Annotated in this window: 14 protein-coding genes; 2 read left to right on the top strand and 12 right to left on the bottom strand. The window is 72.7% G+C overall.

All coding sequences use genetic code 11. The annotated features are described in order from the left end of the window. Nucleotides 1-10: 10 nt before the first annotated feature. Nucleotides 11-649 carry a GNAT family N-acetyltransferase gene (locus AB0D53_RS00075; RefSeq protein ID WP_362437622.1) on the bottom strand — a complete coding sequence of 213 codons (639 nt, stop codon included), beginning with the start codon at nucleotides 647-649 and terminating at the stop codon, nucleotides 11-13. A gap of 164 nt (nucleotides 650-813) precedes the next feature. Between AB0D53_RS00075 and AB0D53_RS00070 the strand changes: the two genes are divergently transcribed. Beyond that, nucleotides 814-1,029, top strand: a complete 216-nt coding sequence (locus AB0D53_RS00070; RefSeq protein ID WP_329815025.1) for an EF-hand domain-containing protein — start codon at nucleotides 814-816, stop codon at nucleotides 1,027-1,029. A gap of 53 nt (nucleotides 1,030-1,082) precedes the next feature. Here the strand turns inward: AB0D53_RS00070 and AB0D53_RS00065 are convergent, their stop codons facing one another. Together AB0D53_RS00065 and AB0D53_RS00060 are read right to left on the bottom strand one after the other, a co-directional pair. After that, nucleotides 1,083-2,570, bottom strand: a complete 1,488-nt coding sequence (locus AB0D53_RS00065; RefSeq protein WP_362437620.1) for a carboxylesterase family protein — start codon at nucleotides 2,568-2,570, stop codon at nucleotides 1,083-1,085. A gap of 107 nt (nucleotides 2,571-2,677) precedes the next feature. Continuing rightward, nucleotides 2,678-4,174: a long-chain fatty acid--CoA ligase gene (locus AB0D53_RS00060; protein ID WP_362437617.1), complete on the bottom strand. Its 1,497-nt coding sequence runs from the start codon at nucleotides 4,172-4,174 to the stop codon at nucleotides 2,678-2,680. A gap of 175 nt (nucleotides 4,175-4,349) precedes the next feature. On the opposite strand from AB0D53_RS00060, the gene AB0D53_RS00055 reads away from it, so the two are divergent. Further along, the gene (locus tag AB0D53_RS00055; protein WP_362437615.1) at nucleotides 4,350-5,681 is read left to right on the top strand and encodes a helix-turn-helix domain-containing protein; all 1,332 of its coding nucleotides are present in this window, start codon (nucleotides 4,350-4,352) and stop codon (nucleotides 5,679-5,681) included. Nucleotides 5,682-5,758: 77 nt separating this feature from the next. On the opposite strand, the gene AB0D53_RS00050 is transcribed toward AB0D53_RS00055, so the two are convergent. The 9 genes from AB0D53_RS00050 to AB0D53_RS00010 form a co-directional block, all read right to left on the bottom strand. Continuing rightward, a complete protein-coding gene (locus AB0D53_RS00050; RefSeq protein ID WP_362437614.1) occupies nucleotides 5,759-6,736 on the bottom strand; it encodes a terpene synthase family protein in 978 nt (325 codons plus the stop codon). A 537-nt stretch (nucleotides 6,737-7,273) separates the two neighbouring features. Beyond that, nucleotides 7,274-8,692, bottom strand: coding sequence for a DUF6177 family protein (locus AB0D53_RS00045; protein WP_362437611.1), 1,419 nt, complete (start codon nucleotides 8,690-8,692; stop codon nucleotides 7,274-7,276). 67 nt (nucleotides 8,693-8,759) lie between these two features. After that, nucleotides 8,760-12,731, bottom strand: a complete 3,972-nt coding sequence (gene eccCa, locus AB0D53_RS00040; RefSeq protein ID WP_362437609.1) for a type VII secretion protein EccCa — start codon at nucleotides 12,729-12,731, stop codon at nucleotides 8,760-8,762. Between the two features lie 64 nt (nucleotides 12,732-12,795). Beyond that, nucleotides 12,796-14,286, bottom strand: coding sequence for a MinD/ParA family protein (locus AB0D53_RS00035; protein ID WP_362437606.1), 1,491 nt, complete (start codon nucleotides 14,284-14,286; stop codon nucleotides 12,796-12,798). A gap of 53 nt (nucleotides 14,287-14,339) precedes the next feature. Further along, nucleotides 14,340-15,713, bottom strand: a complete 1,374-nt coding sequence (eccD, locus tag AB0D53_RS00030; RefSeq protein ID WP_362437603.1) for a type VII secretion integral membrane protein EccD — start codon at nucleotides 15,711-15,713, stop codon at nucleotides 14,340-14,342. 103 nt (nucleotides 15,714-15,816) lie between these two features. Then, complete coding sequence (locus AB0D53_RS00025) at nucleotides 15,817-16,128, bottom strand: hypothetical protein (protein WP_362437600.1); 312 nt, start codon at nucleotides 16,126-16,128, stop codon at nucleotides 15,817-15,819. 254 nt (nucleotides 16,129-16,382) lie between these two features. Further along, on the bottom strand, nucleotides 16,383-17,177 hold the full coding sequence (locus AB0D53_RS00020; RefSeq protein ID WP_362437597.1) for a DUF6508 domain-containing protein: 795 nt from the start codon (nucleotides 17,175-17,177) through the stop codon (nucleotides 16,383-16,385). Between the two features lie 33 nt (nucleotides 17,178-17,210). Next, entirely contained in the window at nucleotides 17,211-17,609 is a 399-nt protein-coding gene (locus tag AB0D53_RS00015) for a hypothetical protein (protein WP_362437594.1), read from the bottom strand. A gap of 14 nt (nucleotides 17,610-17,623) precedes the next feature. Next, a partial coding sequence (locus AB0D53_RS00010) for an ADP-ribosyltransferase (RefSeq protein WP_362437591.1) occupies nucleotides 17,624-18,783 on the bottom strand: 1,160 nt, incomplete at its 5' end.

Genomic DNA, 18,783 nt, shown 5'->3' with positions numbered 1-18,783 from the left:
TGCCGACCGCTCACCCCGCGATCAGCAGGGCCTCCGAGCCCACCGGCCGGTAGCCCGCCGCCTGGAACGTCCGCACACTGCGGGCGTTCCCCGGCGACTGCTGGGCCCACACCACCGCGTCCGGCACCAGATGCCGGGCCGCCCGCGCCAGCCGCTCGCCGAGCCCCCGGCCGCGCGCCTCCTCGGCCACCTCGATCGCGGTCTCCCAGCGGCCCGCGACACCCCGGCCGAGGATCACCACACCGCCGTCCGCGGACCAGACCCGTACCTCGTCGCGGTACTTCATCGCCCGGGCCACCCGGGGGTGCTCGGGGTCCTCGATCTCCCGCAGCCCGATCTCCGGTCCGCCGGGCAGGGCCTTCGCGACCGTCAGCAGATCGATGGTGTTCACATGGCGGCCGCTCCGGGCCGTCAGCGCGCTCAGGAAGTGCGGATTCATCGTCGCGGCGAGCTCGTCGCCGGGGGTGCCGGCCAGCACGGACCGCACCCAGTCGGGGTCCTCGTCGGTGAAGACCACCGAGTGCGCGGTGAACGCCAGCACTCCCGCGTCCCGGGCACTGGGCTGCCCCACCACGGTCGTCGAACCGTCCGGCGGGGGAAACCGCCCGTGCGCCGCCGCCGTCAGAATCCGTGCCAGCGCGTCATCCATGCGCGTTCCGCTCCCCGGTCCGGTCCGTGGTCCGCCGCCCGGCGGGCCCCCGTCCATGATCGACCACCGGCCGCCGCGAACGCCATCGCTCGCGACCGTTAATCTGACCACCGTCAGTCGGGCATGGGCCGGGCATCGATCAGGTATCACGAAGGGGCGGAACTGTGGCGGACATAGAGTCGGCGCGCAAGGCATTCGAGCGGTTCGATCTGAACGGCGACGGGCTGATCTCGGCCGCCGAGTACAAGAGCGTGATGGCTCAGCTCGGCGACCCCTACGTCACCGAGCCGGTGGCCCAGGCCGTCATCAACTCGCACGACGCCAACGGCGACGGGCTGCTGACGTTCGACGAGTTCTGGGCGGCGCAGAACAAGGACTGACCCCCCGGGAGGACCCCCGGCCCGCGGGCCGGGGGCCGCCGTCGGCGCCGCGGTCAGACGCTCGTGCGGTACGGGGCCCAGCCGCGCAGCTCCTCGTCGCGCGGGGCCCGCAGCACGGCCGGTTCCCCGGGGCCGAAGCCCATCACCGGGCGCGAGGCGTCCCAGGCCGGCCAGCCGGGGTCGCCGGACCCGGCGAACGCCACCCACGCCGCGTGCATCGCGTCGGCCAGCTCCTGCGGGGCGTCCGCCCCGGCCAGCGCCACCGCGTCCGGCACCTCCAGGGTGTCGAAGACGAAGCCGATCTCCAGCGCGTGACAGGCACCCAGCCGCAGCACCGGGGACGGCCAGCCGAACTCGTAGAGATGGGTACGCGCCCCGGCCTCCGCGCGGGCGTCCGCCACCCGGTTCAGCGGGACCCGCAGCAGCAGATCGGTGGCGAGCGCCCCGAGCAGCTCCCCCGGAGTGGCGCCCGGACGGTTCGCCCGGTACGTACGCGTCGTGGCGCCCGGCACCCTGAACTTCAGCAGGGCCAGCCTGAGCTTGAACGCGGACAGCCGCTCCGTCAGACCGCTGGGCACGAACCAGAGCCGGTACTCCTCGCTGTTCGAGCCCATCAGCAGATCGACGCCGGACGCGGCACCGTCCAGCAGCGCTTGGAGCGGATCACGGGGCAGCACATCGCCGTCCACCACGATCTGGAAGGAGTTCCCGCCGGTCAGCGGGGAGCCGCCGGACGTCACCTCGGTCTGCGCGGCCAGCAGCGCGGCCGGATCCACCGCCGCCAGCGCCCCGGCGGTCGCCTCGACCCCGAGCCGCTCGGCGATCAGCTCCGTGGTGCGGCGGGCGGCCGCGCCCAGGGGCAGCGCGGTCGGCGCACCGCTCTGCAGCACCGCCCGCCGGAACAGGCCCTGCGCCCGCGGGGCGGCCAGCAGGGCGCCGATGCTGATGGCCCCGGCCGACTCGCCGCACACCGTCACCAGGTCCGGATCACCGCCGAACGCCGCGATGTTCTCCCGCACCCAGGTCAGCGCCGCGATCTGGTCGAGCAGCCCCCGGTTGGCGGGCGCGTCCGGGAACACCCCGAACCCCTCGATACCGAGCCGGTAGTTGACCGACACCAGGACCACACCGTCACGGGCGAACGCGGTTCCGTCGTACAGCGCGACGGCCGACGAGCCGTGCAGCAGCGAGCCGCCGTGGATCCAGACGAGCACCGGCAGTCCGGTGCGGGCCGGGGACGGGGTCCACACATTCAGGTTGAGACAGCCGTCGCCCGCCACGTCGGGGTCGGGCAGCAGCCGGTCCAGCGGCGGGGAGTACGGCCGTTTGGGCGCGGTCGGCCCGAACGCCAGCGCGTCCCGCACCCCTTCCCAGGGCTCGGGCGGCGCGGGTGCGCGGAAGCGCAGGTCGCCGACCGGCGGGGCGGCGTACGGGATGCCGCGGAAGACGGCGACACCCTTCTCCACCGTGCCGCGCACCGTCCCGTGGACCGTGCTGACCCGGGGCGACGTCCCGGATATCGGAGGGGGTACGGCAGACATGAGGTTCAGCCCTTCTGCGGTGCGAACGCGTACCGGTGACCCGGTATGTACCCGGTCCGGGGCCCCGTCGACCCGGACCGGCCGGTGCCGGGCGACGGGGCGGGGGGTCAGGAGGAGGACGGTGCCGTCAGGGCCCGCTTGAGCACCTTGCCGGTCGGGCCCAGCGGCAGCGAGTCGGTGAACCGCACGATCCGCGGATACTTGTGCCGCCCGAGCCGCTCCCGGGACCAGTCGACCAGCTCGGCCCCGGTCACCGCATCCGCTCCGGCGCGCAGGACGACGACCGCGCAGATCTCCTCGCCCCGGGCCTCGTCGGGCACGCCGATCACCGCGACCTCGGAGACCGCCGGATGGCGGACCAGCACCTCCTCGACCTCCCGCGGATAGATGTTGAAGCCGCCCCGGATGACCAGGTCCTTCTTCCGGTCGACGATGCTCAGGAAGCCGTCCTCGTCCCGGACCCCGAGATCCCCGGTGCGGAACCAGCCGTCGACCACCGCCGCGGCCGTCGCCGCCGGGTCGTCGAGATATCCGGCGAACACGTTGTGGCCGCGCACCACCACCTCGCCGACCTCACCGTCCGGGAGCAGCACCACCGCGTCCTCCACCGCCGCGTCCGCCACACCGGTCTCCACGCCCCAGATCGGGTGGCCGACCGTGCCGGGGCGGCGGCCGAGCTCCGGCTGGTTGAAGGTGGCGACCGGGGAGGTCTCGGTCAGCCCGTAGCCCTCCAGGACCTGCGTCGAGAAGGTGTCCTCGAAGCGTTCGAGCACGGCGACGGGGAGGGCCGCGCCGCCCGAGACAGCCGCGCGCAGCCTCGTCCGGTCCTGCGTCCCGGCCTCCTGCGCCGCTTCGACCAGGGCGTGGTACATCGTCGGTACGCCCATGAAGACGCTCACCCCTTCGGCGGACAGCAGCTCCAGCGCGCCCGCACCGCTGAAGCGCGGCATGAGGACGAGCGTCGCCCCGGCCCGGAGCGTCGAGTTCATCGCACAGGTCTGCCCGTAGGTGTGGAAGAGCGGCAGACAGCCGAGGACCACGTCGTCCACACCGAGCCCCAGCAGGTCGTGGGCGATCACGGAGGCGTTCATCACGATGTTGAGGTGGGTGAGCAGCGCACCCTTGGGCCGCCCGGTCGTGCCGCTGGTGTACAGGATCACCGCGGTGTCCTCCGGGGCGGCCGGCTCCGGTGCGGGCAGCGGGTCGCCGCCCGTCGGCACCCCGTGCACCGCCCGTACCCCGGCGGCGCGCGCCGCCTCCTCGGCGACCGGCCACATCGGACCGTCGGCGATCAGCGCGACGGACCCGCTGTGCCGCAGCACGTACGCCACCTCCTCGGCCACCAGCAGCCCGTGCACCGGGACCACCGCCGCCCCGGCGGCCAGCGCGCCGTAGTACGCGTACAGGAAGTCCGCCGAATTGGGCAGCAGCACCGCGACCCGGTCGCCCGGCCGCACCCCGGACGCCCGCAGCGCGCCCGCACAGCGCAGGGCCCCCGCCCACAGCTCGCGGTAGTCGGTCCGGGTGCCCGAATCGACCACGGCGACGCGGCCGGGGTGCTTGCGGGCCGACTCGCCCAGGATGGTTGCGACGCTGAGAAACATGACACGCTCCAGGAAACATGACGTTCACACGGCTGCTCCTGCTCAGAATCGGCCGTGCCCCCGGTTTCGCACAATGTGCGGTTGCCCACCATGCGCACCGCCCACCTGGGCAGCAGCCACGCGGAGCGGCCCCAGGCAAGGCATTCGCCTAACGTGCGGGCGTTAGCCTTCGGTCATGGCGCAGAACCCGGCCACCCGAGCCCCTCGCTCCGAACCGCCTCGTCCCGAAGGACCCCGCTCCGAAGGAACCGGCTCCGAAGGACCCCGCGACGGCGAGCTGCGCCGCGCCCTGGCCGTCGCCCTTCTGCCGGGGATCGACGAGCTGACCCGGCGGGTCGTCGACGACATCCACGCGCACAGCGATACGTACGCCTCCGGCTCGCCCGTCAGCCGGGACGACCTGCGGGAGATCTGCCGCGACAACCTGCTGCGCGCCCTGGAGGACTTCGGCGGGCTGCCGCCCAGCGGGGCGGGCTTCGAGCACGCGGCGCGCGAGACGGGGCGGCGGCGTGCGGAGCAGGACGTACCGCTGGACACGGTGCTCCAGGCCTACCGGCGCGGGGGCCGGGTGATGTGGCAGGTGATGGCCGAGCACCTGCGGGCGACGCGCGGCACACCTCAGGCCGTGGTCCCGGTCGCGGGCGACCGGGACACCGAGCTGGACATGGCCGGCGCCGTGTGGGAGACCATCGACCGCTACTCACTGGTGATGGCGGAGTCGTACCGGCTGACCCAGCTGGAGATGCAGGGCCGGCAGGACACCCGCCGCGTCGCCCTCTTCGAGGCCCTGCTCGACGGGCGCGGCGACGACCCGGCGGTCGCGGCGGCGGCCTCCGCGGCGCTGGGCGTGCCGGTCCACGACCGGTACGTCATCGTGGTCGCCGCCCAGGACCCGGCCGCACCGCCCAACCCGGCCCCCGTCCTCGACGCCCACGGCATCTGGTCCTTCTGGCGGCCCCGGTCGGGCCGGTACGCGGGAATCGTGCGGCTGGCCGCGGGGGAGTCCGGCGTCCTGCTCGGCCTGCTGCGGCACCGCACCGGCGCCACCGCGGGCGTGTCACCGGAGTTCGACCGGCTCGCCCAGGCGGGCAGGGCCCTGCGCCTGGCCGAGCAGGCGCTGCGCACGCTGCCCGCGGGGAGCGGCGAGGCGGCGGCCTTCGACGACCGGCTCGCGGAGGTGCTCCTGACCGGGCGGCCGGAGATCGCCGAGCGCATCGTCACCACACAGCTGGGCGGCGTCCTGGACACGGCGGCCGAACGCGAGGTGCTGCTCACCACCCTGCGGGTCTGGCTCGACCACGGCTGCTCGGCGGTGCGGGCGGCCGAACTGCTCTACTGCCACCGCAACACGGTCCTCAACCGGATCGGCCGGATCGCCGAACTCACCGGCCGTTCCGCCGAGTCGGGCGAGGTGCGGCTGGGGTGGGCACTGGCCCTGCGGGCGCTGCCGCTGATCGGCGCCGAGGGCGAACGGGCGCCGGCGGAAGGCGACGTCGGCCGGGCCTGATCGTGCGGGCCGCCGCGCGGGACCGGAGGCCGCTGCCGGGCCTCCGGTCGCCGGCTCCCGCGCGTCCTGCCGGTGTGTCAGGCCGCGAAGTGCTCGGAGAGGGACTCCCGTTCGTCGACCTCGACCAGATCGGGACGGGTGTAGCGCTCCGCGCGGGCGTGGTAGTCGAAGTCGCCCCGGACCAGCCCGCGGTAGTCCCGCACGCACCGCTCCAGCGCGACCCGGGTGGGGCCGTGGATGCCGGCCGCCTCGATCTCCTCGACCAGTTCCTTCTCGGCGCGCTGCACCCGCTGCGCGATCTCCGCGAGCTGCGCCCCGGCCTCGTCGACGGCCTCCTGGAGCGTGCATCCGCGATCACGCTGGATGAGGCGTACCGCGTTGTGCTCGTACCCGAGCAGCGCCTCCTTCTCGAAGGAACAGATGTCGTTGCAGAGCCCCGAGTGATCGGTCACGGCATTGCGCAGCGCGATGTACGCGGGAAGGCTCCGCGCCGATTCCGGCAGGTCGATCCCGGCAGTGATCTCGTGGAGATCGAGAAAGGGCTGCATGGCCACCGAATCCCTGCGGTGCTTCACGAATTCGGTCCGGGTCGGCGCCTGGCCGGCGGCCCGCTCCACGGCCTCCGCGTAGTAGGTCCACAGCCATGCGACCGTGTCCCGCCGGAACTGCCGGATCCAGCGCGCCGAGCGGTCCCGGTACGTCCGGGTCCGCAGCCCCACGAGCGCCCGCTCCATGGCGCCGCGCGGCGGGCCGCCGTCGAGCACGGTGACCAGCCGGTCGATCGCCGCCTCGCACATGCGCGGATCACGTCCGGCGGGCCCGTCGTCGAACTCGTCGTCCACGAGGAAGGCCCAGAACAGCCATTGGCAGAAGAGATCGAGATGCTGTTGCGAGGCGGTCGGGAAGATCAGGGAGATCCAGAGTTCGGGCCTGGTCCGGATCATCTTCTTCCGGGCCACCTGGGAGAGCGTGAGGCCATTGGATTCGGCCCATTCCCATGCTGCCTCCCTGGTCTCCTCGATGCCGGGATTGCATCCGGTGCTCTGGAACGGCATGTGAAACGCTGGCAGCGCAATCTGGCTCATTGGTGCCCCTCGTCGAAACGATTCGGATGAACGATACGAACGGGTATCCGGTCGGACTCGCGTGTCCGTGTCGGGTACGCATCGGGGGACGGGCCGCCCGCACCCGCCGACTCTGGCCAGAGGCTCACCGTGCGAGACGAGGCAGTCATTCCTGCTCACTCTCCTCCGCCGGGGTTCGGGGCATCGGGGCCGGGCCTTCGGGCCCGCGGTGGCAATCGCCCTCGGCGCGGGACGGCGGCATCACCATGCGTGACTCCCAGTCAACCCCGTGTGCGGGGAGGAGGGAAGCCGTTTGTGACCGAAAGTGCTTGATCGTCAGGAACGAGTGAACATCTCTGAGCGGTTGGTGACCTCTTGTGCTGATCGCCTGCGGGCGGCGCACGGGCCTGCCCGGGCATGGCGCGCCGTCGATTTCACGCCGCCGCCTCATCGCTCCCCTCCGCCGCCCCGGACAGGCCGACGGCCCCGGCCCGGTTTCCCGGGACGGGGCCGTACGCCGCGTCTTCCTCAGGCGCCCTTCAGGTGCCGCATCAGCCGTTCGAAGTCCTGCCAGCCCGACAGGTCCGACGGATCGCCCGGCAGCGGGTAGTACAGCGCCGGACGGGACCTCGGGCCGAGCTGGACGGGCGGCTCGGAGAGCGGGGTGCGCCGGGCCCGGTCGCCGGGCATCTCGCGCACCTCCTCCGCGCCGAGCACGAAGGCCAACGGCACACCCGGCCCCTCGAAGCGCGGCGGCACGGCCAGGTCGCGCCGCGCCCTGCGGAGCTGGACCAGCATCGACTGAAGGTGATGACGGGTCGCGAGGACCTCCGCCACCCGGGGCAGGGCGTCCAGCGGGGGCTCCTCGCCGGGACCGTAACCGAACGCCAGCGTGACGTCCTCCTCCACCCCCGCCTTCGTCCGGCTGATGCGGACCGTGGCCAGGCCGGGCCGGTCCGGGCTGCCGACCACCACGAGCCAGGTCGGCTCGGGCGCCCGGTCGAAGGCGACATCGGTCAGCCGGCGCAGCGACCACGGCAGGTTGGCGGGCTCGGCGGTGCCCCACCCCGCCGGGGCCTGCCCGGTCAGCCCCTGCCACACCGCTTCCAGGGCCCCGCCCAGCACCAGCCGGTCGTCCGCCGGGTGGACCGTGCGGAACGAGATCGCCAGCTGCCGCTCACCGGTCTCGGCGACCTCCTGATAGGCGGCGGCCACCGGTGTGCGCGGGTCCTCGGGGGTGGCGTCGGCCGACTCGACCGTCGCGAACATGCCGCTCTGCCAGCGCAGTACGGCACCGGACAGACCGTCGTAGTAGCCGTCCTTCTCGTCCTGCACCACCCACCGCGAGGGCCAGCCGCTCAGGCTGTTGCGCACGGCGGGGGAGAGCGTGGCACCCGGCGAGGTGACGATCTGGAGCCCCAGCTCGGCATTGGCCGCGGCCCGGAACGCGTCCGAGAGCCAGGCCGTCATGGCGACCACCGGACGGTCCTGGATGATGACGGCCACCTTGTCGGTGAGCGCGTCCACGGCGGGCTGCGCGGCGGCGGGCGTGGGCGCGACGCTCACCCCGTCGGTCTTCACCACCGCGAGGGAGCGCGCGGCCTCCGGCGGCCAGGCGGAGCCCCCGGCCAGGGTGGCGATCCGGGCCGCGAAGGTGCCCGCGAGCAGCTCGGCCTCCTCGACACCGGTGGTGGCGCGGGCCTCCGTCCACCAGAAGGGGACCGGCGGCGCCGTGGCACCGAGCAGCCGCTCGGCCTCGCCCGCCACCTGCACCAGCAGCGGCGCCTCGATGGAGACGAGCGGCCGGCCCTGTTCGTCGCAGAGCTGCACGACGGCGTCCTCGCCCGTCGTCCCCACCAGCTTGTCCGGGCCGCCCGCGAGCAGCCCCGCGAGCACGGTCAGCGGGTCGGGCATGCGCGTGGTGAGGGCGATGACGTCCTTGGTCATGTGGTCGGCCGTTCCTTCTTCGTCCGGGTGCGAATGCGCGGTGGGCAGCGGCCCGCTGCCCGGTGCGTCACTCCGCGGTGTACACGGTCTGGATCAGACGGTTGGGCTGGCCCCTGCGGATGAACACCCCGCGTCCCGGCGGCTGCTGGGTCGCGTACACACCGGGGAACAGCTGGCCCTCGCTGCGGTCGCCCGCCATCAGGAGCGCCGAGGCCCCCGACTCGCGCAGCCCCAGCATCAGCGGGTCGTACATACCGCGCGAGGCGCCCGCGACCCGGCGGGTCAGCACGAAATGGAGCCCGATGTCGACGGCGGAGGGGATGTACGGCAGGAACGGGTCGAGCGGCGACTGCCCGGCCGTGGTCAGCACGTCGTAGTCGTCGACGAGGATCACGATCCGCGGACCGCTGCCCCAGCTGCCGGGCTCCAGGTCCTCGGTGTCCGCCCGGTCGTCCGGCAGCCGCTTCTCCAGCTCGGTGGAGATACCGGCGGCCAGCCCCGCGCACATCTTGGGGTTGTACGCGTAGCCGCCGCGGAACTCCTCCGGGATCGCGCCGCGCAGACCGCGCCGCGGGTCCATGACGGCGAAGACCAGCTCGTCCTCGCCGTAGCGCTCGATCAGCCCGCCGGCGATCGTCTTCAGCAGGTTCGTCTTGCCGCACTCGCTGTCGCCCAGGATCAGCAGGTGCTGGTCGTGGTGGAACAGGTCGAGCACGGCGGGAGCCAGCGCCGTCTGGTCCAGGCCGATCGGCACCCGCTTGGGCTCGGCGACCGGGCCCGGCAGCAGATGCGGCTCCAGGACGTGCGGCAGGATCCGCACCGGCTGGGCGACCTCGCCGCTCCAGGTGGCGCGGATCGTACGGGCGGTGTGCTCCAGGACCGCGCCGAGGTCCGAGACCTCCGCGAGCCCGTCCGTGCGCGGCAGCGCGACCTGCGCGAAGAGCTTGCCGTCGGTGAGGATGCGGCCCGGCTCGTCGGGTGACAGGGTCTGCGCCAGCTTCCGGTCGATGCTGGACTCGCTGGGGTCGTTGAGCCGCAGCTCGACCCGGGTGCCGAAGTTCGACTGGGTGGCGATGCGCACGTCGTTCCAGCGGAGCATGCCCGCGACGACGTGGATGCCGTAGCCGCCACCGCGCTTGAGGATGTCGACGACGGCGTCGTCCAGCTCGTCGAAGTCGTCGCGCAGCGCACCGAAACCGTCGATGATCAGCACGATCTCGGCCGAGGCCAGCTGCGGCAGCCGGCCCGCCGCGTGCAGCGAACGCAGCTGCTCCACGGAGTCGATGTTGTGCTCGCGGAAGAGATCCTCCCGGACCGCGAGCATGCCCCGCACCTCCTCCACGGTGCGTCCCGCGCGCTCCCGGTCCGCACGGCCGGCGACACCGCCGACGTGCGGCAGCCCCGACACGGCCTGGAGACCCCCGCCGACCAGGTCGAGGCCGTAGACGCCGACCTCCTGCGGGGTGTGGGTCAGCGAGAGCGCCAGCGCGAGCGTGCGCAGCAGCGTCGTCTTGCCGGCCTGCGGACCACCGATGACCGCGACATGACCGCCCGCCACCGTGAGGTCCAGGTACCACTGGCCCTGCCACTGCTTGGTCGGGTCGTCGAGCAGACCCAGCGGCACCTGGAGCGGACCGCGCCGCGCGGCCAGCTGCATCCCGCGCGGGCCCACGTCCAGCGGCCCCGCGACCTTGTCCAGGGCGACGGCACCGGGCAGCGGCGGCAGCCAGATCCGGCGCACCGGACCGGCCGCCTCCCGCAGCTGGTCGACGATGACACCCATCTCGGTCGGCCCGGTCTCCCGGCGCCGCACCTTCGGCTCCTCGCCCGAGGTCTCCGGCTCGGCCAGGGTGTTGAACGCCTCGTACTCCAGCGCGAGCGGACCGGCGTCCTCCTCCTGCGTGCGCTGCACCGGGCCCCGGTACGCGCCCGAGACATAGCTCGCCTTGAAGCGCTCGTAGTGACTGGTGTCGACCTTGAGATAGCCGAAACCGGGCAGCGGCGGCAGATGGAAGGCGTCCGTGGTGTCCAGGACCGTGCGCGACTCGTCGGCGGAGAAGGTACGCAGACCGAGCCGGTACGAGAGATAGGTGTCCAGGCCCTTGAGCTTGCCGCCCTCGATGCGCTGGCTGGACAGCAGCAGATGCACACCGATGGAGCGGCCGATACGGCCGATGGACAGGAACAGGTCGATGAAGTCCGGCTTCGCGGTGAGGAGTTCACCGAACTCGTCGATCACGACGAACAGGTGCGGCAGCGGATCCAGATCGGGCCGCCGGTCCGCGCGCAGCGCCGCGTAGTCACCGATGTCGGCGACGTTGCCCGCGTCCTTGAGCACCTGCTGACGGCGCTTGACCTCACCCGCGAGCGAGGCGTGCACCCGCTCGACGAGGCCCGCCTGGTTCTCCAGGTTGGTGATGACACCGGCCACGTGCGGCAGCTCCGCGAACGGGGCGAAGGTCGCACCGCCCTTGTAGTCGACCAGGACAAGCGCGAGGTCCTCCGGCGGGTGCGTGGCCACCAGGGCCAGGACCAGGGTCCGCAGCAGCTCCGACTTGCCGGAACCGGTCGCCCCGACACAGAGCCCGTGCGGCCCCATGCCCAGCTCGGAGGACTCCTTCAGGTCCAGGAGCACCGGCTGGTGGGAGTCGCTGATGCCGATCGGCACACGCAGGAAGGCACGTTCACCGCGCGGCGCCCACATGTGCGAGAGGTCGAGCTGCGCCACGTCGTCGATGCCGAGCAGGTCGGCGAAGTCGACGGGCCCGGACAGCGGGGCGTCCACCAGCGATTCGGCGGACAGACGCATCGGCGCCAGCATCCGGGCCAGGCCCTCGGCGAAGGGGATGCTGACCTCGTCCACGGTGCCGTGGGCGCTGATCGGCTCCTGCTCGCGCAGGTCCTCGATGACCACCCCGTCGCCGTCGACGGTGATCCGTACGCTGACGTGTCCCGGCTCCTGGACCCGGTGTTCGAGCAGGTGGAGCACGCTGACGCCCATCTCGCGCAGCCCGACCGCGTCGTCCGGGCGCGGCAGGTCCACGGCGTCCTCGCCGTGCCCGTCGGTGACGACGAGCAGCCGGGAGGTCATGGACAGCGCGTCCTTCCCGGACAGACCGCGCCGCACCTCGGCCGCGTACGAGGCGCGGCGGCGCAGCTCCGGACCGATCTGGCGGGACAGCTGGGGAGCGGACGGGGCGATCCGGCGGGCGGCGACCGGGCCGTCGAACTGCTCGGTGTCGAGCAGGTGCGGCATCCACTTGGCCCACTCCCAGTCGGCCAGCCGGTCACCGGGCACGGCGAGCGCCATCGCGACGTCGTCGGGGGCGTGTGTGGCGGCGGTCTGGACGAGCAGGGCGCGTGCGACGCGCAGACAGTCCTCGCGGGGGCCGATGACACTGATGTTGCCGACCCGGTCGAGCGGGACGGTGAGCGGGAGTTCGGTGCCGGTACGGAAGCGGTCCATCAGCGCGGACGCCTCGTTGAGCATGAAGGTGTCGGGCGGCGAGAGGACGGACGAGCCCTGCTGGGCGACCTTCAGGTCGCGTACCGGCATCTCACCCGTGCCGACGCGGACCCGCAGGAAGTCGCCGTCGAGCCGGCGCCGCTCCCAGACCCGGGCCGGGTCGCGCACGATGTCGTACAGGGCGTGCGGCGGCGGGTTGAGGACATCGGCCCGCTCGGCCCGCCGGCGCTCCTCGACGGAGAGCTCCTCGCGCAGGTCCTCCAGGTAGGCCAGGTAGGCCTCGCGCTGGGTGCGGCGGGTGCGCTGGGCCTTGCCGCGCTGCGAGAAGACGAGCGCCACGGAGCCGATGACGGTGACGACGAGGATGATCGCACCGAGCCCCGCGAACTGACTGTTGCGTACGACCGTCATCATCACGACGGAGGACATCACACCGGCGACGGGCAACAGCGACATCGCGATGTTGCCCGACTTGCCCTCGGGCAGGTTCGGCGGGGCCTCGATGGTGCGCGCCTCGGAGGCGGCCGGCGGCCGGGTGGTCCTGGCCGGGCGGTGGATCAGTCGGGTACTCATCGTCGTCCGTCACTCGGGGTCGGGTCAGGTCGGCATCGGGGCCGGTGGGTGCTGCCGATCGTGATCAGTGGTGTTGCTGGGAGAGCCGGAACACGTCCGCGGCGAGCCGGGTGGCGGCCTCCCGGGTCGCGTGCGCCAGGAGTTCGGTACGGATCTCGCCGCCGGCCGCCAGATGCCGGTCGTACGGCAGCACCTGGACACCGGCGCCGGTGGCCTTCAGCTTCTCCACCGCCTCGTCGAGATCGAGACCGGGGTGCGGCACCAGCTCGCTGAGCACCACGACCGTGCCGTCGATCACCTGACGGGGCAGCGACTGCATCCACGTCAGGACGGCGTACGTGCTGGTGATGCCCTCCAGCGTGGCGGGGGCGGCCAGCACCCGGGCCTGGGCGGCGGAGAGCGCGACCCGGGCGACCTCGGCGGGCAGTGTCTCGCAGTCGACGACGGTGACGCCGAAGTAGCGGCGCAGCGAGACCATGACCCGCTCGTACGCCCTGCTGTCCAGCATCGCGCCGATCTGGCCCTGACTGCCGGGCAGCAGCCAGGCGTTGCCGGGGAGCTGGACGAGATAGCCGGTGATGTCCAGCAGCGACATCTGCGGCTCGATGATGCCCGCCAGGTCACCGGTGGTCCAGCGCAACGACTCGGCGCCGAGCCGCAGCGGCAGCGAGCCGAGCGCCGGGTCGGCCTCGACGAAGAGGACCGGGTCCTGGCGGTAGTGCGCGTACGTGGTGCCGAGCAGCGCGGCGACGGTCGACTTGCCCGCGCCGCCCCGGATGGAGGTGACGGCGATCTGCCGGCCGGTCGTCACCGGCTGCTGGAGCATCTCGGCGGTGGCGGTGGTACGGGCGACCTCGCGCGCGGCCGAGGAGGACACGCTGACCCGCAGGGCGCGCGCGGCCCGCGCGGCGAACGGCTCACCGCGCCGCGCCTTGCGCCCGACGGCGGCCAGCGCCCGGTCCACCACGGGCCGCGAGTCGGGGGCGTTGTGGGGCCGGGTGCCCGGGGTGTACGCGGGCTGCGCCCGGGGCGGCTCCGGTCGCGGCTGCGGCTGTGCGACGGGGGGCGTGACGACGGCCTGGTGTTCCTGGTGGCCGGGGTGCTGCTGCTGGGGCGGCTGGTGCTGCTCCTCGTAACCGGCGTACTGCTGCGGGGCCGTCTGCTGTTCCTCGTAGCCGGGGTACTGCTGCTGGGCCGCTTGCTGCTCCGGGTACCCGGCGTACTGCTGCGGCGGCTGCTGTCCCTGGTACCCGGGGTGCTGCTGGGCCGGCTGCTGTTCCTGATAGCCCGGGTACTGCTGCTGCTCCTGGTAGCCGGCGTACTGCTGGGGCTGTTGGGGCTGCTGGTAGCCGGCGTGCTGCTGGGGCGTCCCGTAGCCGTGGGCGTTCTGCGCGGGCAGGCCGGGACCCGGCGCGGCCCCACCGTACGGCTGACCGTCCTGACCCTGCGCGGGCGCACCGTACCCCTGACCGCCGGGGCCCTGCGCACCCTCCTGGGCGGCGCCGTCCCTCATGGCGCGCAGCACATCGCCCTGCCAGTTGTCTTCGTTCGGCATGTCTGCCCTTCTTTTTCGCCCTGCTGCCCCGCCCGGAGCACCTGCGCGTCGACTCAGAACTTGTTGAGCAGCTGTCCGTACACGCCGAACACACCGACGGCGAGCGGGAAGAGCCCCACCACACCGATGGATTCGACCAGATCGGCCATGCGCCGCAGCCGGACCTGCACATGCTCGGGCGGCTGCACGGCCAGCACGAGCAGCGGCAGCACCGCGGCCACGACCAGCAGGGCGAGCGGTCCGGCGCCCCCGGCGTGCTGCATCCACAGCATGACCAGACGCACGACCAGGACCGCGGCGGCGGCGAAGAGCGCCACGACCTCGGCGACCAGCGGGAAGGCCCGCGCCCGGGAGAGCAGTACGAGGGCCACCAGCGAGGGCAGCGCCACGGTCCACACGGACGGCTTGCCGGCCAGCGTGAGCAGCCAGCCGCCGGCCGCCGCGGAGACCGCGGTGACGACCGTCGCCAGGGCGAGGCCGCGGTGGGTGGCCGCCAGCGCGTTGCCCACCTGGTGCCGGCTGACGGAGGCGCCGCCGGAGCGGCGGTCGTCGAGCGCGGTGAGCCCGGAGGCCGCCAGCGCGAGCCGGGGGAGCAGTCCGAGCAGTACGACGGAGAAGACGGCCATGACCGCGCCGAGCCGTGCCAGGTCGCCCTGGACGGCGGCGACGGCCTCCCACACCAGGGTGATCGCGGTGGTGGCGACGGCGCCGATGAGCCCGCCGCGGCCGAGCGGCGAGAAGTAGCCGAGGAGTACCAGCGTCAGGACCAGCGCGGCGGCGACGGCGGCGAGCCGCGCGGTCCCCGGCCAGTCGTAGGCGTCCGCGGCGGTCCAGGCGGTGAGGATGCCGAGGCTGCCGGACGCGAGCAGGAGCGCGGTCGCCAGACCCCGGTTGCCCTGCCCGATCCTCGCGATGAGCGCACCGGCCCCCAGCAGCACCACCGTGGCGGCGGCGAGGGCCGTGGTCAGCGCGTCCAGGGAGAACTCGCGCCGGGCGAGCAGCGCGGCGACCACCGCGAAGGCCACGGACGCCACACCCGCACTCGTCCGGCGCGCGGCGGGACGCCAGCGCCAGGCCTGCAGATCGAGATCGTCGGCCACCAGATCGGTGACGTCGTGCACGACCGGGGCGGGGGGCGCGGAATGGGTCCGGACGAGCCGGAGCACCGCACCGTCCGCGATCCCCACCGAGGACAGCGTGCTGTCGTGGGGGAGTGCGGAGCCGTCCGACGTGATCAACTGCCGTGTCATCGGGCGTGCTGCCGCCCGGTCGTCCAGCAACTGCAGAATGTCCGGCAGCAGCTGCCCGATCGGTGTGTCGGACGGCAGGACGATGTCGGCCCGGCGTCGCTCACCGACCAGAGTCACCCGGCTGAGCTGCGCTCGGGAAGTCGTTGCTGTGCTCACCACTTTACGGGAACCTATCATCGCGACGTTTTGAGGAGTCGGGCAGCTTGGCGTGCCCATGCTACTAGCGCCTTCTCGGTCCCCTTTGCAGGGAACTCCTTCTGAATTCGCCGGAGTTACCGATTTATTGAGGATTCTTCGTCGAATCCCCGGATTTCTCCGGTTGGGCCGTTTTGGCCGGCTGCTGGTACTGCTGTTCCTGGCGCTGCTGCTTCTGCTGTTCGGCCTTCTGCTTCTCCAGCATGTTCTGGACAAAGGACCAGCCCACGCATCCCGCGCACAGCACGGCGGCGATGGCGATCCCCGCGAACACCTTTCCGAGCCGCTCGTCCGCCGTACGCCGCGCCCGCTGCGCGCCGAACAGCAGCGCGTCACGCATCCTGCGCCTGCGTACCGCCACCGACTCCAGAAGCTGGCTGTCGTAATCCCGTGCCATTCGTCTTGTCGTCCGTTGCCTCAGTCGTACGTTGCGTCGGTCATGGTCGCTGCATCATCACCCGTCGGCGCGAGGAACGGCGGCCGGGGCCGGGTCACTCCCGCGCACTCCGGGGAGCGGCGTATTCCGCATCAGCCGGCGGGCACCGTACGGGAATCCCCCAATTCACTCCTGCAACATAAGGCATGGGCGAGCAGGCCGTACAGCCCAGGCCGCGGCAGGAGCGAGCACGGCGAACGCGCATTCCGCATTCGTCAGGGATCGTCCCGCGAGCCGTCGGCCACGGCCCCGTACCAAGCGCACAACGACTCGGCCACGGCGTCGAGAAGGCCGCTCCTTGCCGCCTGCGCGACCGTCCCGTCGCAGAACCGCTCCCCGCGCACCACGGCGGTGGCCGCGCGCACCGCGTCGGCCGGACCCAGCCGCCCTTCGGCGGGCAGGGCCGGCGGCGGGTTGTCCCGCCACAGGTACGCGGGCGTCACCGCGCCGACGGCGGCCAGCGCACCCACCAGGCGGCGGAGCCGCTCGCTGTGGAGCGGGTAGCTCATCCGCCAGGTGCCGTCGGGCTGCTGCCCGCCCTCGGACCACCGCACGGCGCGGTCCTCGTCCGTGAGCGCGGCCGACGCCTCCTTCAGCTCACGCCACGCGTCGGCGTTCTCGCGGTCGAGCCGCGCCAGCAGACGGCGGTCGTCGGCCTCGGTGACGACCCGGGCCGGCGCGGTGAGCGCTTCCAGGGACGGGGCCGTGGCCAGGGAGCCCGGAACCACATGGCCGACACCCCTCGGATCCGAGCCCCGGGCCAGCCCGGCGAGCGCGGCGGTGGGCGCGAGCCCCCGTGCCTTGGCGGCGTCGAGCTTCCCGGACCACTCGAGACCTTCACCGAAACCGGCCCCGTCGCCGGCGGGCCGCAGACACCAACCGGCCGCGTCGTCCTCGTCGTTGGCCCACAGGTAGCCCATCGCCTCGCCGCGCGCGTTGGCGACGGTGAGGTGATGGACCGGGCCGTCGGTCTCGGTGCGGTAGCGCGGTGCGTCGGGTTCGTGCGTCATGGTCCGCTCTTGTCGTGGCCGTCGTGCAGGACCTCAGCCCCCGCCCACCAGTTCCTTGAGTTCGGCGAGTGACGGAGCCTCGGTGAGCGAGCCGGGCACGACACCGCTGCCCTTGATGTCGCTCGTGTCCCGGACCAGCTCGGCGAGCAGAGCAGTGGGAGCGATCCCGCGGGACCTCGCGTCCCGCAACTTCCTGAGCCATGCGGCTCCGGCGTTGATGGCGGCGGCCCCCAGCCCCTGCGGAGTGACCCAGCCTGCGGCGTCACCTTCGTCATTGGCCCATACGCAGCCGATCACCACGCCGTCGCTGTCGGCGACCCGCACGTACTGCACGGGCCCCTGCGCGACGCGGTTGTAGCGGGGCGGCCCGGCGACCCGCTTGAGCTGCATGTCTTCCTCGAAGCGCGGATTGGGGCGGTTTTCGCTGGTCATGCACTCTTCCTCTGTCACTTCGGCAGGACTTCGCCGTACACCTGGGCCTGTCCGGCCTCGTCCACGAAGACTCGGGTCACCCGGTACTCCGAGCCGCGCCCGAGAAGGATCTCACGCTCGGTCACGCCGTAATGGCTGACCTTCTCCAGCCAGAGCGCGGGTGTCCCCTTCGGGACCCGCAGATGGAGGATGGCGTCCTTGCCCGCGAAGCTGGGCACCGGGTGGTTGCCGAGCGATGTGGACAGATAGCCCTCGTCGCCGAACGTGCCGCCCATCATTTCGAGAGGCGAATCGAGGTCGAGGTGCCCGATGCCCGTGCCGCGCACCACCATGACGTCCTCGGGCACGGGGCGGGTCGACATCACCCGGTCCATCTCGCTGATGTCGTGCAGAACCTCGGGCCTGGGACCGTAGTAGGGGTCGTTCCGCAGATAGCCGTTCATGTCCTTGTACGAGGGGAACGAGTCGCCCGTGTAGTCCCGGAGCGCCTGCTGGGCGGACGGGTCCAGGTTGTCCACGTAGTCGTTCCAGTAGTCCCGGCCGTACTGGACCGCATCGAAGTCGTCCGCGAACGGCACGGTGCCGTCGGTGAGCTCGGCAGCGGCGACCCGGTGCTTCTCGGCGGTGGAGAGTGCGTCGAAATCGGCTTCCGACACGTGAGGCGTGTACTTGAAGTCGTCCGCCGCGGCGCCCGCACCCGGTACGTCCGTACCGTGATGACCGGCCGAGGGCGCGTTGTCGGCGCCGTGCGTGAGGTCGTCGGCGGCGCCGTGCGGGTCGACGTGGCTGCCGTGGTCACCGGCGTGCGCCGCGTCGTCGGCGTGCGCGGCCGCGTCGTCCGCGTGCCCACCGTGCGAGGCGTCGTGGCCGGGGGTACCCGGTCCGTCGTGGCCCGGGGTGTGCGGGGTGGTGGGATCCGGGGTGTGCGGAGGGTGCGGGGTGCTGGGATCCGGGGTGTGCGGAGGGTGCGGATTGCTGCCCGGGGCGTGGCTTGCCGGGTCGAAGTGTGCGGGGGCGGGGCCGAAGGTTCCGTTGGGTACGTGGTTGGGTGTGCTGCCCGGGGCGTGGCTTGCCGCGTCGAAGTGTGCGGGGGCGGGGCCGAAGGTTCCGTTGGGTACGTGGTTGGGTGTGCTGCCCGGGGCGTGGCTTGCCGCGTCGAAGTGTGCGGGGGCGG

Origin of the sequence: Streptomyces sp. NPDC048295 (genome assembly GCF_040652135.1) — a bacterium.
Taxonomy (GTDB): domain Bacteria; phylum Actinomycetota; class Actinomycetes; order Streptomycetales; family Streptomycetaceae; genus Streptomyces.
Note: the sequence above shows the minus strand (reverse complement) of the source record. Positions and strands in the feature narration are given on the sequence as shown.

What these genes read in the sequence shown, in the direction of transcription:
- AB0D53_RS00020 (WP_362437597.1), bottom strand. Translation starts at nt 17,177, where the DNA reads ATGACGCACGAACCCGACGCACCGCGCTACCGCACCGAGACCGACGGC.
- AB0D53_RS00050 (WP_362437614.1), bottom strand. Translation starts at nt 6,736, where the DNA reads ATGCCGTTCCAGAGCACCGGATGCAATCCCGGCATCGAGGAGACCAGG.
- AB0D53_RS00025 (WP_362437600.1), bottom strand. Translation starts at nt 16,128, where the DNA reads ATGGCACGGGATTACGACAGCCAGCTTCTGGAGTCGGTGGCGGTACGC.
- AB0D53_RS00015 (WP_362437594.1), bottom strand. Translation starts at nt 17,609, where the DNA reads ATGACCAGCGAAAACCGCCCCAATCCGCGCTTCGAGGAAGACATGCAG.
- AB0D53_RS00060 (WP_362437617.1), bottom strand. Translation starts at nt 4,174, where the DNA reads ATGTTTCTCAGCGTCGCAACCATCCTGGGCGAGTCGGCCCGCAAGCAC.
- AB0D53_RS00065 (WP_362437620.1), bottom strand. Translation starts at nt 2,570, where the DNA reads ATGTCTGCCGTACCCCCTCCGATATCCGGGACGTCGCCCCGGGTCAGC.
- eccD (WP_362437603.1), bottom strand. Translation starts at nt 15,713, where the DNA reads ATGATAGGTTCCCGTAAAGTGGTGAGCACAGCAACGACTTCCCGAGCG.
- AB0D53_RS00035 (WP_362437606.1), bottom strand. Translation starts at nt 14,286, where the DNA reads ATGCCGAACGAAGACAACTGGCAGGGCGATGTGCTGCGCGCCATGAGG.
- AB0D53_RS00045 (WP_362437611.1), bottom strand. Translation starts at nt 8,692, where the DNA reads ATGACCAAGGACGTCATCGCCCTCACCACGCGCATGCCCGACCCGCTG.
- eccCa (WP_362437609.1), bottom strand. Translation starts at nt 12,731, where the DNA reads ATGAGTACCCGACTGATCCACCGCCCGGCCAGGACCACCCGGCCGCCG.
- AB0D53_RS00055 (WP_362437615.1), top strand. Translation starts at nt 4,350, where the DNA reads ATGGCGCAGAACCCGGCCACCCGAGCCCCTCGCTCCGAACCGCCTCGT.
- AB0D53_RS00075 (WP_362437622.1), bottom strand. Translation starts at nt 649, where the DNA reads ATGGATGACGCGCTGGCACGGATTCTGACGGCGGCGGCGCACGGGCGG.